This is a genomic window from Thalassospira xianhensis MCCC 1A02616, from assembly GCF_003326475.1.
GTDB classification, from domain to species: domain Bacteria; phylum Pseudomonadota; class Alphaproteobacteria; order Rhodospirillales; family Thalassospiraceae; genus Thalassospira; species Thalassospira xianhensis.
Window position 1 is genome coordinate 1 of the sequence record NZ_JPWA01000026.1, and the last position, 14,785, is coordinate 14,785.

15 protein-coding genes are annotated in these 14,785 nt (G+C 54.2%); 6 read left to right on the top strand and 9 right to left on the bottom strand.

What is annotated here, in order from left to right:
• Together TH5_RS18135 and soxR are read right to left on the bottom strand one after the other, a co-directional pair.
• Nucleotides 1-2,667 (bottom strand): helicase-related protein (locus TH5_RS18135; RefSeq protein ID WP_114123032.1); only part of this gene is annotated, 2,667 nt, incomplete at its 3' end.
• A gap of 130 nt (nucleotides 2,668-2,797) precedes the next feature.
• Nucleotides 2,798-3,289 (bottom strand): redox-sensitive transcriptional activator SoxR, encoded by a 492-nt coding sequence (gene soxR / locus TH5_RS18140; protein WP_114123033.1) that lies wholly within the window; start codon nucleotides 3,287-3,289, stop codon nucleotides 2,798-2,800.
• Nucleotides 3,290-3,413: 124 nt separating this feature from the next.
• On the opposite strand from soxR, the gene TH5_RS18145 reads away from it, so the two are divergent.
• Nucleotides 3,414-4,004: an NADPH-dependent FMN reductase gene (locus tag TH5_RS18145; protein WP_114123034.1), complete on the top strand. Its 591-nt coding sequence runs from the start codon at nucleotides 3,414-3,416 to the stop codon at nucleotides 4,002-4,004.
• Complete coding sequence (locus tag TH5_RS18150; RefSeq protein WP_114123035.1) at nucleotides 4,001-4,327, top strand: antibiotic biosynthesis monooxygenase; 327 nt, start codon at nucleotides 4,001-4,003, stop codon at nucleotides 4,325-4,327. Before TH5_RS18145 ends, TH5_RS18150 begins: the two co-directional genes overlap by 4 nt.
• 92 nt (nucleotides 4,328-4,419) lie before the next feature.
• Here the strand turns inward: TH5_RS18150 and TH5_RS18155 are convergent, their stop codons facing one another.
• The gene (locus tag TH5_RS18155) at nucleotides 4,420-4,746 is read right to left on the bottom strand and encodes an HPF/RaiA family ribosome-associated protein (RefSeq protein WP_062949429.1); all 327 of its coding nucleotides are present in this window, start codon (nucleotides 4,744-4,746) and stop codon (nucleotides 4,420-4,422) included.
• Nucleotides 4,747-5,022: 276 nt separating this feature from the next.
• Here TH5_RS18155 and htpG point away from each other — a divergent pair, with 276 nt between their 5' ends.
• The 3 genes from htpG to TH5_RS18170 all read left to right on the top strand — a co-directional run bounded on the left by htpG (nucleotide 5,023) and on the right by TH5_RS18170 (nucleotide 8,668).
• Nucleotides 5,023-6,906: a molecular chaperone HtpG gene (gene htpG, locus TH5_RS18160; RefSeq protein WP_114123036.1), complete on the top strand. Its 1,884-nt coding sequence runs from the start codon at nucleotides 5,023-5,025 to the stop codon at nucleotides 6,904-6,906.
• A gap of 155 nt (nucleotides 6,907-7,061) precedes the next feature.
• Nucleotides 7,062-8,387 (top strand): deoxyguanosinetriphosphate triphosphohydrolase, encoded by a 1,326-nt coding sequence (locus tag TH5_RS18165; protein ID WP_114123081.1) that lies wholly within the window; start codon nucleotides 7,062-7,064, stop codon nucleotides 8,385-8,387.
• 50 nt (nucleotides 8,388-8,437) lie between these two features.
• The gene (locus TH5_RS18170) at nucleotides 8,438-8,668 is read left to right on the top strand and encodes a hypothetical protein (RefSeq protein WP_114123037.1); all 231 of its coding nucleotides are present in this window, start codon (nucleotides 8,438-8,440) and stop codon (nucleotides 8,666-8,668) included.
• A gap of 87 nt (nucleotides 8,669-8,755) precedes the next feature.
• Here TH5_RS18170 and TH5_RS18175 read toward each other — a convergent pair whose 3' ends face one another.
• From TH5_RS18175 to TH5_RS18200, 6 genes are all read right to left on the bottom strand, one after another.
• The gene (locus TH5_RS18175) at nucleotides 8,756-8,953 is read right to left on the bottom strand and encodes a YqaE/Pmp3 family membrane protein (RefSeq protein WP_007088905.1); all 198 of its coding nucleotides are present in this window, start codon (nucleotides 8,951-8,953) and stop codon (nucleotides 8,756-8,758) included.
• Between the two features lie 26 nt (nucleotides 8,954-8,979).
• Nucleotides 8,980-9,834 carry an OmpA family protein gene (locus TH5_RS18180; RefSeq protein WP_114123038.1) on the bottom strand — a complete coding sequence of 285 codons (855 nt, stop codon included), beginning with the start codon at nucleotides 9,832-9,834 and terminating at the stop codon, nucleotides 8,980-8,982.
• Nucleotides 9,835-10,313: 479 nt separating this feature from the next.
• On the bottom strand, nucleotides 10,314-11,153 hold the full coding sequence (locus tag TH5_RS18185; protein ID WP_114123082.1) for an AsmA family protein: 840 nt from the start codon (nucleotides 11,151-11,153) through the stop codon (nucleotides 10,314-10,316).
• Nucleotides 11,154-11,330: 177 nt separating this feature from the next.
• Complete coding sequence (gene xth, locus TH5_RS18190) at nucleotides 11,331-12,128, bottom strand: exodeoxyribonuclease III (RefSeq protein WP_114123039.1); 798 nt, start codon at nucleotides 12,126-12,128, stop codon at nucleotides 11,331-11,333.
• Nucleotides 12,129-12,198: 70 nt separating this feature from the next.
• Entirely contained in the window at nucleotides 12,199-12,885 is a 687-nt protein-coding gene (locus TH5_RS18195; protein ID WP_114123040.1) for a fumarylacetoacetate hydrolase family protein, read from the bottom strand.
• A 190-nt stretch (nucleotides 12,886-13,075) separates the two neighbouring features.
• Nucleotides 13,076-14,062, bottom strand: coding sequence for a 2-hydroxyacid dehydrogenase (locus tag TH5_RS18200; RefSeq protein WP_114123041.1), 987 nt, complete (start codon nucleotides 14,060-14,062; stop codon nucleotides 13,076-13,078).
• 202 nt (nucleotides 14,063-14,264) lie between these two features.
• On the opposite strand from TH5_RS18200, the gene TH5_RS18205 reads away from it, so the two are divergent.
• Entirely contained in the window at nucleotides 14,265-14,777 is a 513-nt protein-coding gene (locus TH5_RS18205) for an SH3 domain-containing protein (RefSeq protein WP_114123042.1), read from the top strand.
• Nucleotides 14,778-14,785 lie beyond the last annotated feature (8 nt).

Here is a 14,785-nt window from a genome sequence, read left to right on the forward strand (position 1 = left end):
GTCCTGCCGCGGTCCACCGCGCTGGCCTTTGCCGGCACCGCCGCGCTTGCGGCGATCAACACGGACAAAATATTTAACCTCGACGAATTCCGGCTCGGCTTCGGCTTCACCGGCTGCCGGGGCAGCTTCGGTTGTCGTTTTACTGACTTCTTCTGCAGTCTCGGTAGGAGCTTCTTCCGCGACTTCCGCCGGAGCTTCGGTCTCAGTCGGGCCATCGGCAGCTACTGCAACAGGTTCAGCAGCCTTTTTAGCAGCTTCCTTGGCATCAAGTTCAGCCTTGCTGACCTTGACCACCTCGGCACGCCAGCCAAGGGCGGTGAACACACCTTCTGCCTGCTCGACCGTGCAGCCAAGAAGCGACAGCAGATCCGGATCCGGTTTGACCTTGCCATCATTTTCGCGTGCCTTCTGGCGCAGCAACGCGGCAAAACGTTCCAGCATGTCTACACGTGCGGCAAGCGGGCCAACAGGCATGTAACCTGCCGCCAGATAGAAGCCCTTGGAATTGCTGCGATCATTTGGAACCGACGTCCGGCCTGCCGGCGGCAGTTCCGGAAGCGCATCCAGTTCGCGCGAAATCGCCCAAAGAATACCACGCAGTTCCACAGGATCAGGTTTCAGCGCATCCAGCACATGAACCGTTTCAACCCCCAGACGCACGCCAAGCTTGGCCAGCGCCTTGCGATCCTCGTCTGAAAGATCCTTGATCAGGCTTTCAAGATCGGCACGCGGCACACAGCCCAAGCCTTCGTTCAACTGGAACAGAAGACCACGAATCGGGCCTGGCAACTGACAATCGCGCAGGCGGGTCAACATTTTCAGACGCGCTTCGATATGGGCATTGATGAAATTCTGAAGACGGGTACGCACGCGTTCGCGGGTCGGACCATCAAAGAACTCGCTATCAATGACCTGGACATCAGGGCTGAGGACGGTGTCGCCCTTTTTCAGACCACCGACAACCGCCCCGTTCCACAGGACTTCCAGTTGACCATTCACCGCGAATTTGTCGTCTTCATCGGTTTCCAGTTGTTTGACACGCTGCGCAATCTCGCCAGTCAGTGCACGACGTGCAGCACTGGCGATTGCCTTGCCTTCAAACGCAGCATCGGTTTCATCGGCGATGAAACGGAATCCTTCCAGTCGGCCGACGTATTCACCTTCGACCTGGACTTCACCATTCGCAGTGATGGTAGACATGAGTTCAGACTTGTCCTTGAGACTTTTCAATAAAACCGAAGTTCGTCTGTCAACGAACCTTTGGGTCAGGCGTTCATGTAGCACATCAGAGAGCTTATCCTCAATGGCCCGCGTACGTTCCTGCCAATGATTGGCATCTTCGAGCCAGTGATGCTTGTGCGATACATAAGTCCAGACGCGAATACCCGCCAACCGTGATGACAACTGATCGATATCACCATCATAACGGTCCAGGCGCAAGACTTGTTCGCCCAACCAGTCGACCGGCAGTTTGCTATTTGGTTTTGCCAGATAGCGATAGATAGATGTTAACAGCCTTGGATGGGCATCGGTATGGATATTTCTGAAGTCCGGAATCTGGCAGACTTCCCACAATAATTGCACCCGATCCGGGGCAGATGCAATCCGCGCGACGTCTTCGTTTTGCGATAAATGCGCCAGCATGACTTCATCGACCGGTTCGCGCGCCAGAACAAGCGTCGGGTTATCCGACCGCTTGCGCAGCGATTTCTGCAAGGCATCGACGGTTCTGAAATCCAGTCGCGCATTGCGCCAGAAGACTTTGGCAAGCGGTTCGAACTCGTGGGCTTCGATCTGTTCGATAATATCGGGATCAATCCCCGAAAGATTACCCGTCACCCCAAAGGTGCCGTCATTCATATGACGTCCGGCGCGCCCGGCGATCTGGGCGGTTTCCGCCGCCGAAAGCCCGCGATTGAACTGACCGTCAAACTTGTGAAGGGCCGCAAAGGCCACATGGTTCAGTTCAAGATTAAGGCCCATGCCGATGGCGTCGGTCGCAATCAGGTGTTCGACCTCGCCATTCTGGAACATCTCGACCTGGGCATTGCGCGTGCGCGGGCTAAGCGCGCCAAGCACCACCGCCGCACCGCCCTTCTGGCGGCGGACCAATTCGGCAACGGCGTAAACTTCCTGTGCGGAAAATGTCACGACGGCCGACTGGGATGGCAGACGCTGGATCTTTTTCGATCCGTTATATGTCAGAGTCGAAAACCGTGCGCGCGTATCAAATTCGACATTGTCGATCAGCTGGCGGATCACCGGGCGGATCGTTTCCGCCCCCATGAACATGGTTTCGCTCATACCGCGCGCATGCAGCAGCCGGTCGGTAAAGACATGCCCGCGTTCGGGATCGGCGCACATCTGGATTTCATCGATGGCCAGAAAATCAACCTGCTTGTTGACCGGCATGGCTTCGACCGTACACAGGAAATAACGTGCTGATTTCGGAAGGATGCGTTCTTCGCCGGTGATCAGGGCCACCGCCCCCTTGCCAACACGGGCCACCGCGCGATCATAGTTTTCGCGCGCCAGAAGCCGCAGCGGAAAACCGATCATACCCGAGGTATGCGCCAACATCCGTTCCATGGCCAGATGGGTCTTGCCGGTGTTGGTGGGCCCCAATATGGCAAGGATACGGGGACCGGTTCGGGTTGAAATCTGCATCAAACTTTTCCAGCAGGCATCGCCGATGATTTCGCGCGCCTAGATCAATGCGCCTTTCAACACGCCGCATCGCACAATGTCAAGCATTCTGCCGTATCGGTCAGAGTATCCCAATGCATTCCGTTACGGATCAAGACGTTCCATCTAACGGTTCGTGATCCTGTGGGTCATCAAGTTCAAGCAACCGCGCGCCGGGACCATCCGTTGCCAGTTCATCCGACGGGTTGCGAAGCGGGCAGTCGCTGATCGAAAGGCAGCCACACCCGATGCATTTACCCAACTGATCGCGCAGCAGGGTCAATTGTTCGATCCGGGCATCAAGATCATCACGCCACCGCGACGAAAGCTTTTCCCAGTCCTGTGTTGTCGGCGCCCGGTTATTTGGCAGTCCCGATAACGCATTCCCGATTTCGGCCAACGGAATGCCGGTGCGTTGTGCGACCTTGATGATCGCAACCCGGCGCAGGATACCGCGCGGAAAGCGTCGCTGATTGCCATCCGTTCTGATCGAGGCAATCAGCCCCTTGCGCTCGTAAAAATGGATCGCAGACACCGCAAGGCCACTTCTTTTTGCGACCTCCCCAACACTCAGATAGCGATGCAATACGCCGCTTTTTCCCATTTCCCTGCCCTTTTCATCATTCTTTCACGATGCAGTGTTGCATTCGAAATTCGTTGTTGACCTAAACTAATGTTAAGGTTCTATAGAATTACTCCTTGCTGCGAAATAATCAAGGAGTCATGCCATGAAAGAGTCATTCAACCTTGCTGTCATTTATGGCAGTGCCCGTGAAGGCCGGTTCTGCGACACGGTAGCCGGATGGGCCGTCGAAACCCTGAAAAATGACCCGGACCTGTCGATTGATGTCATCGACCCCGCCAAACTTGATCTGCCTTCGCGTAATGTCGGCAATACGCATCCGAGCGTTGCCGAACTACAGGCCAGCTTGGCCGAAGCCGATGCCTTTCTGGTCGTAACTCCGGAATATAACCACAGCTTTACCGGTGAACTGAAATTGCTGATAGACGCTGCCAAGCCTGAATGGCGCCGAAAGCCACTGGCGTTTGTGTCCTATGGCGGGATGTCGGGCGGGTTGCGGGCAGTCGAACAATTGCGACTGGTTTTTGCCGAATTACACGTCGTTACCATGCGCGACGTTGTCAGCTTCGCCAATGTCTGGGACCTGTTTGATCAGGATGGCTATCCATTCGACAAAGCCGGGTCCGAGGCAGCCCTTAAACACATGACCAATGATCTGAAATGGTGGGCCCGCACATTGCGCGATGGCCGGTATCCCCAGGCCAGAACTGAATTGCGGGAGGTCGCGGCATCATGACCGGTACGGCCGAAACCGGCGATGAAATTGTCACGGTAAGTCTGGTGACACCGAAACCCGGCAGGATCGACGAATTCATCGAGATACAGACCAGCTTTCAGAAAAGCGTCGCAGGCCGGATTGAGGGGTTGTTGGGCGGACGGTTGTTGCGTTCAGAGGATGGCCAGTCGCTGATCATCATGTCACGTTTCAAAACGCACGACGATCTTGCGAGATGGAGCGGTTCGGAATTGTTCGCTGGCCACATGGCCCGTGTCAGACCTCTGCTCGCAAAGGCCCACCCAAGCCGGTACACAGCAATTTGGCGTTCTGGCGATGTATAGCGGCCCCAACCATATCACATTGCCCCAAACATAAACGGAGCGGTCAGCCGACCGCTCCGTCATTTCATTTACTCGCTATTGTGAACAGGGACCTAGTGGGCGCGCATCCGATCGACATATTCCTTAAGTTGACGGCGCGCCGCCTGATAGCTGTTTTTGAGCGCGATATAGACATCCTCATGGGCATGATCGGCACTGTCGCGCTTAACCATAATCTCCTTACCCGGCACATTAATTCCGAAATGAACCGCATAGCGGTTTCCTTGTGCGTGGGATGCATGTGGTCTTTCCACGATGACATGACAACTTGTCATGCGGTCGAAGGTTTCTTCCAGTTTTTGCACTTTGAAGCGGATCCGCTCGTCCAGCGCATCTGATTGATCAACATCACGGTAGGTGATTTGAACGGGAACCTTCATATTGCGGCCTCCTGTTATAGAGCCTGAGACATTCACAAGGCATTGCACCTTGCAATTATCCGAAACGTTTGCCGTTTCGGGGCAGGACAGGACCCAAGACAACTTCCGCAAGCCTCGTGCCCTGTAATGAAACCGTCTTTTTATATACTTAGGATACAGGGCTTGCGCTGCAAGATGCGTTGACGCATATCAAGCACTGCCTGAAGGTTGCCAAATCGGGACCCAACAGCGCAAATTGCACATAGTGGATTGAAATTACAGGAGAACACAGAGGTCATGACGGAAGAAAAAATGCGGTTCGAGGCTGAAGTCAGCCGCCTGCTCGATATCGTTGTCCATTCGCTTTATTCGAACAAGGACATCTTCCTGCGCGAGCTCATTTCCAATGCTTCGGATGCCTGCGACAAGCTGCGCTACGAGGCGATTGCAAAACCGGAACTGCTCGCCGGGGATTCAGAATTCAAGGTTCGTCTTCTGACCGATAACGTTCGCAATGTTCTGACGATTGCCGATAACGGGATCGGGATGAACAAGACCGACCTGATCGAAAACCTTGGCACGATTGCCAATTCCGGAACGGCAAAATTCGTCGAGGCCCTGTCGAAATCCGACAAAGCCAAGGATGTTGACCTGATCGGTCAATTCGGCGTCGGTTTCTATTCTGCCTTCATGGTTGCGGGTCAGGTCGAAGTCGTGACGAAAAAGGCCGGAGAAGATCAGGCGTGGAAATGGTCATCGGACGGCAAGGGCGAATACACCATCGCCGAAGCCGAAATGGAAGGCCACGGCACCCAGATCACCCTGCATCTGACCGATGATTTCAAGGAATTCACCGAAGAATACCGCCTGCGTCATATTGTCAAAACCTATTCCGATCATATCGGTATTCCGGTTGTCCTGATGAAGGCAGACGGCAATGACGAAACGCTGAACGAGGCATCGGCACTCTGGACCCGTCCGAAGTCCGACATTACCGACGAGCAGTACAAAGAGTTCTACAAACACAATTCGCACGCCTTCGACGATCCGTGGAAAACCATCCACTATCAGGCCGAAGGTGCGATTGAATATACCGGCCTTCTGTTCCTGCCGACCATGCGCCCGTTCGATCTGTATGATCCGGCGCGCAAAGGCCATCTGAAACTTTATGTCCGCAAGGTCTTCATCACCGAGGGTGCGGATGATCTGCTGCCGCCTTGGTTGCGCTTTGTGTCCGGTGTTGTCGACAGCCAGGATCTGCCGCTGAACATTTCGCGCGAGATGCTGCAACACAATCCGGTCCTGACCAAAATCAAAAACGGCCTGACCAAAAAACTCCTGTCCGAACTTGAAACCGCATCGAAGAAAGACACGGAAGGTTTCGAAACCTTCTGGGAAAACTTCGGTTCTGTCGTCAAGGAAGGCCTGTATGAAGACTACGCCAACCGCGACCGTATCCTCAAATTCGCACGTTTCCGCTCCACCCATTCCGATGGCTGGACAACGCTTTCCGACTATGTCACCCGCATGAAGGATGGTCAGAAGGCGATCTACTATATTAGCGGTGAAGACGTCGATGCGCTTAAACGCAGCCCGCAGCTTGAAGGCTTTGCCGCCAAGGGGATCGAAGTCCTGCTGCTGACCGATCCGGTGGATGAATTCTGGTTGCCGTCCGTCGGCCAGTTTGAAGAAAAAGACTTCAAATCGGTCACCCGTGGCGGTGCAGACCTTGCCGACGTCAAATCGGACGACAAGGACGATGCCAAGGACGACAAGAAAGACGATGCAGCATCCGATGCATCGCTTGATGCCCTGATTGCATCAATCAAGATCGCACTTGGCACCAGCATCAAGGATGTCCGTGAATCAGATCGCCTGACCAGTTCGGCCTGCTGCCTGATTGCCGATGAAACCGGCATGGATTTGCGGATGGAACGCCTGATGAAGCAGCACAACCGTGTTGATGAAATCAGCCCGCGCATCCTTGAAATCAACCCGAAACACAGCCTGATCAAAAAACTGTCGGATATTGCCATCAAGGACGCCAAGGCGCCGATCCTTAATGATGCCGCCCTGCTGTTGCTGGATCAGGCCCGCATCCTTGAAGGCGAAGCCCTGCCCGACCCGGTCAGCTTTGCCCGCCGCCTTGATCTGGTGATGGAAAAGGGTTTGGGAAGCTAACCCGTCCCTGTTCGATGGAAAATCAAAACGGCGCGTCATTCGATGCGCCGTTTTCTTTTGCAGATTCTGCAAATTTAAAACGGTTCTTTACCAAACACCGGCATATAACCACCACATTAAGCAAACAGACTTTGGCATACGGGAAATTCGGACCGATGATGAACTGGCAAAAATTGCTATCACCAGCACGTCTGGGCACTCGACATTCAAGTGTCGGCGCCTTTGGCCGATCCGATTTTCACAAGGATTACGACCGGATCATTTTTTCGTCGGCTTTCCGGCGTCTGCAACGCAAGACGCAGGTTCATCCGCTGCCTGAAAACGACAATGTCCATACCCGCCTGACCCATAGCCTTGAAGTATCCTGTGTTGCACGGTCGATGGGACTTATGGTCGGCCATCAGCTGGCCGAAAAAGGCCACCTGCCCGACGGAATTGAACCCGATCATATGGCCGCCATTGTTCAGGCCGCCGCCCTTGCCCATGACATCGGCAACCCGCCATTCGGCCATGCCGGGGAATATGCCGTGCGTCAGTGGTTTCTGGATGCCGATCCCAAATATCTTGCGCCGTTGTCGGAGGCCGAACGCGCCGATCTGACCACCTTTGAAGGCAATGCGCAGGGGTTCAGGTTGCTGACCCATAAACGAAGCGGCCTTTATGACGGCGGCATGCGCCTGACCTATGCGACGCTGGCAAGTTTTGTCAAATATCCATGGTCGGCGATTGGGAGTCCCTATCCAGAGAAAATGAAATTCGGCGCGTTTCAGCGCGAAATGGATTTGCTGACCGAGGTCGCCGATGCCACCGGCCTGATCCGCACCGGTCCGCAATCGTTTTGCCGCCATCCGCTGGTTTATCTGGTCGAGGCAGCAGATGATGTCTGTTATGCACTGATCGACATCGAAGACGGGGTTGAACTCGAACTGGTTGATTTCAGCGTGTTTGAGAACCTGCTGTTGCCCTGTATCGCGGACGACCTTCCTGCCGAATATCACCGCGAAACCAATATCCGGCGCAAAATGACCTTCCTGCGCGGCAAGATCATGACAGGACTGCTTGATGCCCTGACCGATGCATTTGTCACGCGCGAGGACCAGTTCCTCAAGGGCGAGATTACGGGTGATCTTCTGTCCTGTGCCGATGGGCCGTTCAACGAAATGATCGCAACCGCCAAACAGTTTTCCGAAAAGCAGATCATCCTGAACCGCCGCAAGGTCCAGATCGAAGTCGGCGCTTTTGCATGCCTTGAAACGCTGCTTGAGGCCTTCTGCAAAACAGCCATTGAAATCCATCAGGCCAAGAATGACGCAGAGCTTTCCTATCGCACCGGACGGGTTCGAGAACTGATCGGCAACGATTCGATGCCGGTCGGCGCACCGCTTTACAACCTGTATCTGACGATCCTGGATTACATTTCGGGCATGACGGACGACTTTGCCGCCCGCCTTGCACACGATATCGGCGGCGGGCAGCATTGATGCCCGGCACCAATCCCGACTGTCGGCCCAAAGCATAGGAAAACGGGACGATGTGGTTATTTGACCCGTTTATCGGCCGCTATCGCAGGCGTCTGGCTTTTATGGCGGGCGCAGGATTGGCAGCCATCGTTTACGGATTGGTTGAACAAAGCACGCGCCCCGAAATTCAGGCATGGTACTGGCCCGGCATCGCCGGGTTCATTGCATTTTTGATAACGCGTTTTACCGTTTCACGCCTTGTATCGCGTTTTATCGGCGGCGTTCGTCGCCAAATGCACTAACAAAAAAGGCAGGCCCGAAGGCCTGCCTTTCAGATGCGGTGCGGTTTACCCGCCAATCATCAGCATACCTGAACGCATTGCCGGGATTTAACCCTGCCCACCGCCCATGGCCTGACTGATTTTTTTGTCGGTGTTGTACTGGCTCAGCGCATAAACCGCCCAGATCGCCGCCGGAATCCAGCCCAGAAGAGTGATCTGAAGGATCAGGCAGATGATGCCGGCGATTGGCCGCCCGATGGTAAAGAACAACAACCACGGCAGCAGAAGTGCGATGAGTAACCGCATGAATTCATCCTCTTTGTTATGTCGGCTTACATGCCGTCTTCAAATTTGACTGTCACGACCCTGTTGCCCTGTTCGGCGACCCCATCAGCCGTCGGAACCGGAACATTGGCCTCGCCACTGATACTGATCGCAAGCCTGCTTGGGCTGATGCCATGATCACGCAATGCCTTGACCACCGCATCGACACGCGATTTGGCAAGCATATCGTTATACATCGCATCCCCGGCACGGTCAGCATATGCCGTCAGACTGATCATTTTCGGATCGTATTTTTCATATGCCTCGACAATCCCGTCGATGACCGGCATCGCCTTGTCCCCAAGAACGGCACTATCAAAGGCAAAATAGATGTTCATCGGTTCGGGCATCATCATTGGCGCGGCTTTGGCCATGCTTTCAGCCGGGGCGATATCGGCCTGAACAATTGCAAGTGCCTGATAGAAAGCCGCACGGCAATTGTCGATATCTTCCTGCTGGATGTTTTCTTCAAGTTCCTGCATCCAGCAGTCGAACCCAACCTGCGTACGACCGGCCGCCTGTGGCGACTTGTCACGACCGCCGGCGTCGAATGCCGCCATCATATCGGCACGTGCAACGCTGATTTCCGAGAGGCCATTTTCCGGCAGATCACGATCTGCCAACGGCTGCGGGCCGGTATCCTGTCCCATTGCCGCCATTTTCGCGCGGTTGGTGAAGTAACGTGCATCCACCCAGTCCGCCTCTTCATATTCCGCCTGGGCAAGATCGGAATACCCCTGATGAAGGGCTGCGTCGAATGCCGAACCTTCATCGGCCATGCCGCGAACGCCCGGAATGTCCATATTCGCACAGGCACCAAGAAATGCCGCAGCGGAAACAGCGAAAAGCAGTTTAGCTCTCATTGGTCTTCACTCCTTGTCTGGATGACGACAATAATGATCCCAGTCCCAATCGTTTTATTATAAGAGCGCTTTACCAACCGGTTGATCCGGCTTGATGGCAAATGCCCCGTGATCGGATGCAATGCATCGATCCTTGTTTGGCGGTGTAAATCGTTGTCGATGACCAGATCGGAAAAATGACCCGACCCCGAAAATAAACGTACTCGGTTCGTAGTACCGAATAAGGTTCCCCAAGACGACACCGGCCTTTGGTGAAATGTTTCCACACCCCAAAATATATGGAAACCAAATTCATGAAAAAAAGCAGGGGGATAGAGAAAATCGCACATCAGTAATATGCGGACTATCCTTATGCCGTGCGGCCGAGCCGAGAATTCGTTCTTAAAAGAAAACGGAAGAAGCGATAACCGCTCCTTCCGCCAAGACATTGATTATACGGATATTATTGAAATACGCCGCGATTCCGGACCCGAGTCCCGTTATTCGGACGAACCGCCAAACAGTCCCTTGACCGCATCACCGACGGCTCCTGCGCCGTCCTTGACCACGCCGCCAGTCCCGGTTGCCGCACCGCCAATCAGTCCGGTGACACCTTTGCCAAGGTCACCAACCCCTTGCAAAAGCCCATCGACATTCAGGCTGGCAACCGATTTGAACACTGCAGTGTTAAGGGCGGTGATGATTTCTTCTGCAACTTGCGCCGGGGTTGCCCCGCCTTCTTCCTTGCCGATGTCCTTCAGGTGAATTTCAGGAAGCCCCGATGACAGCTTTTTGCCCTTCAGCATCGCAGCCGATACGCTGACATTGCCATTGCGAACATAAACATTGTCGATCACGACCTTGGTGCCGGCACCGTCATCCGCCGCCGTATCTGTGTTGCCGCTATCTGCACCGCCCGCACCGGTCGGGCCAGACATACGCTGGACAAAGCTTTCAACATTACGCTGAATGGTCGCAATATTTGAAGATCCCTGCCCCAATTCGTAGGTCACGCTTGGTTCATCCACGATCACCTCGATAATACGAATGGTATCGCTGGTAAGCGTTGAACCATCCAGCCGGACCGAAATATTGCCCAGTGAAAAGGCATAGTCGGTTTCAAAACCATCCGGGTTCCCGACAACCAACCCGCCAATCGACGCCGTGTTCTGGGTGGTTTCGATCTTGACGTTGTCCACCGTCACATCAGCCAGCGTCACACGTGTGCCCGCCTCTTCGATGGTTGCTTTGACGATACTGTCGAGATTGACATAGACATACACCAGTCCGGCAACGACCAGCAAAATGATGGCTGCCAACGCGATAAGAATCTTTTTCATTGCCCGTATCCTGCTTTTTGTTTCATCGGGATAAAATTGCTTAAAGAATTGGGGACGGTCGCATCCCATTTCAATCAGAAGCTTCACCCCGGCACGCCACCTGATCAAGTCATTTTAGATGAAAAAACAGCGGGCTGGATAAATCCGGCCCGCTGTTTGATACTAAAAAAACGGTACTCAGATATTGAATTCGACAACCACCGGTGCATGATCGGATGGCTTTTCCCAATCCCGGGCAAGGTCATAGACCGATGCCGTGCGCACCGTTCCGGCCATATTCGGGGTCATCCAGACATGATCCAGACGACGTCCCTTATTGCTTGCCCGCCAGTCGCGTGAACGATAGCTCCACCAGCTAAACAACTTTTCCGGTTCTTCGACGATTTCACGCACCGAGTCCACGAAATCACCGGATTTACGGAATGCTTCGAGTTTTTCGACTTCGATCGGTGTGTGGCTGACAACTTTCAAAAGCTGCTTGTGCGACCAGACGTCATTTTCCGACGGGGCAATATTGAAATCCCCGACCAGAATGGCCTTGCGATCCGGATTGGCAACCCGGCACTCCGCCCACCATGCGGTCATCTCATCAAGGAAAGAAAGCTTGTGAGCGAACTTTTCATTGATCGTCACATCCGGCTCATCGCCCCCGGCCGGGATATAGAAATTGTGCAGTTCGACCCCGTTTTCAAACGTCACCATGCAATGGCGACGATCTTCCTTGCCACAAAAATGCTTGATGTCGGTTTTGGCAAACGGCAACCGCGACAGGATCGCAACACCATTATAGCTTTTCATGCCGTGATTATGACGATGAATGTAACCGGCTGCTTCAAATGCCTCGTGGGGGAAATGCTCGTCGGGGCATTTCAGTTCCTGAAGACACAGCGCATCGGGTTGTTGTTCTTCTAAAAACTTTATGACCTGTTCGATGCGCAATCGAACGGAATTGATATTCCAACTGACGACTTTCAAAACGGACTCCGTTTCCTGATGGGGTGAATTGGGCCCTGCCCCTTTAATCCCTGTACCGACTGGATTGGTTCTATTTCAGCGTAACCGACAGTTCCGCGACATCGGCAATGACCACATCCATACGATCACCACGAACCACCTGACCGACACCTTCGGGGGTTCCGGTAAACAGAAGATCGCCAGCCTTAAGCTCGATCAAGGTCGACAGATGTTCCAGCGCGTCAACCATCGGCCAGATCATCTTGGCGGTCGTATCATCCTGTTTGACCGCGCCATTGACCGACAGTTTAAGATTGGTTGCCTGTGGATTACCGGCATCGGACTTGGGCCTGATTGCCGAAATCGCGGCACAATCATCAAAGGACTTTGCCATATCCCATGGCAAACGACGGTCCTTAAGACCGGCCTGCACATCACGGCGGGTCATATCAAGGCCTGCAGCATATCCGAAAATGGCGGCTTCAACCGCTGCACGATCCAGATTCTTGCCACCCGCACCAAGGGCAACAACCAGCTCGCCCTCGTAATGCAGGTCTTCGGTCCCCGACGGATAGGCAAGATCGCCATTCCCGACTTTGAGACAATCCGTCGGCTTCATGAAAACGCAGGGCGGGGTATCGGCCGGGTCGGAGCCCATTTCACGCACATGGTCGGCGTAATTCTTGCCGATGCAGAAGATACGATTGACTGGGAAAAGCTGATCCGAATCCTGCACCGGAACGGTAACAGGTTTGGCAGCAGGAAAGACGAAACGCATGGTGGCCCCCTGAAGGAAATCCTGATGGAAATATTGTCCTTACTGATACCCAAGCCACCAGCAAATTGAAATGGCCGAGAAATAAAAACAGAACACATCCTGACATTTCATGACAGGAGCCCGCCCCAAACAAAACGACCCGCCAGATGGCGGGTCGCTAAATGCGATTTCATACCGTCGAAAAAGCAGATTAAAGCAATCCTTCAATCACCCGATCAGGCGGGGTGTGGCCATCGACAAAGGTCTTGATATTGATCAGAACCTTTTCGCCCATATCAACACGCCCCTCGATGGTGGCCGACCCCATATGCGGCAGCAGAACAGCGTTCTGCAGTTCAAGCAATTTCGGGTTTACGGCCGGCTCATGTTCGAACACGTCAAGCCCGGCACCGGCGATCTCGCGATCAGCCAGCATTCGGGTCAGTGCCGGTTCATCAACAATCTCGCCGCGCGCCGTGTTGACCAGAATGGCATGCGGCTGCATCAGTTTAAGGCGACGCGCCGACAGCAAATGATAGGTTGCCGGGGTATGCGGGCAGTTGACCGAGACGATATCAACATGCGCCAGCATCTGATCAAGGCTTTCCCACCAGGTCGCATCCAGTTCCCCCTCGGTATCGGGATGAACACGACGGCGGTTATGGTAATGCACAGACAGGCCAAAGCCCTTTGCGCGGCGTGCCAGTGCCCGCCCGATACGGCCCATACCGACGATGCCAAGACGCTTGCCCCAGATACGATGCCCCAGCATCGATGTCGGTGCCCAGCCCGTCCATTCGCCGCTGCGAATCATGCGTTCGCCTTCGGCAACACGGCGCGATACCGCAAGGATCAACGCCATTGTCATGTCGGCCGTATCTTCGGTCAGGACATCGGGCGTGTTGGTGACGGTGATGCCGCGCGACCGTGCGGTTTGCAGATCGACATGGTCAACACCCGTCCCGAAATTGGCAATCAGGCGCAAATTCGGCCCCGCATGGGCAAGCACGGCGGAATCGATCCGGTCCGTTACCGTCGGGACAAGGACATCGGCCTGCTTGACCGCTTCGATCAATTCGGGCTTGGACATCGGCACATCGTCGATGTTCAGGCGCGCATCAAACAGTTCCATCATGCGGGTTTCAATCGCTTCCGGCAGTTTGCGGGTCACGATGACGAGCGGTTTTTTCTTGGTCATCTGCCGTTCCTATGCGGTCTTTTAACTCTTTTGCTGACAAGATGGGTTTCATGCGCCAAATGCGCTCTTGCCGCAATGCAGTGATGCCACGGCACAGGGTATTAAAGCAAGAATTTTGACGCCATTTTTGTAATTTTATTTCTTAAAGACTGAGCTTCGCCGAGTTCCGGCAGTAGAAGAAAGAGCAGGGAAAACCGTCACAATGCCGCGGATCGTCCGTAAATTCCTTCACAATTTTGTCGCCATGGTGATCCTTGGCAGCCTTGCGACACCTATTGTCGCCAGCGCACAGGAATCCGGTCTGCCGATCCCGCGCTTTGTTGCGTTGCGATCAGACAAGGTTCACCTGCGATCCGGGCCCGGCCTACGATATCCAAAGGTCTGGATCTATCAGCGCCGCAACATGCCGATGGAAGTGATTTCGGAATTTGATACCTGGCGCAAGGTTCGCGACTGGGAAGGCAGCGAAGGATGGGTACATCAAAGTCTTTTGCTTGGCTCGCGCCATGTGATTGTCACTGCCGACACCATCACGCTGTATTCCGCGGCCGATGAAAATGCGCGCAAGATCGCCCTGATTTCCAATTCCGTCATTGGCAAGATCGAAACCTGCCCGCGTTCTGTTGACTGGTGCCAGTTACAGTTTGGCGACTTCGAGGGATGGGCACCGCGACAGGGTTACTGGGGCATCTATGACGGGGAATATATCGAATAGAGGTCTTT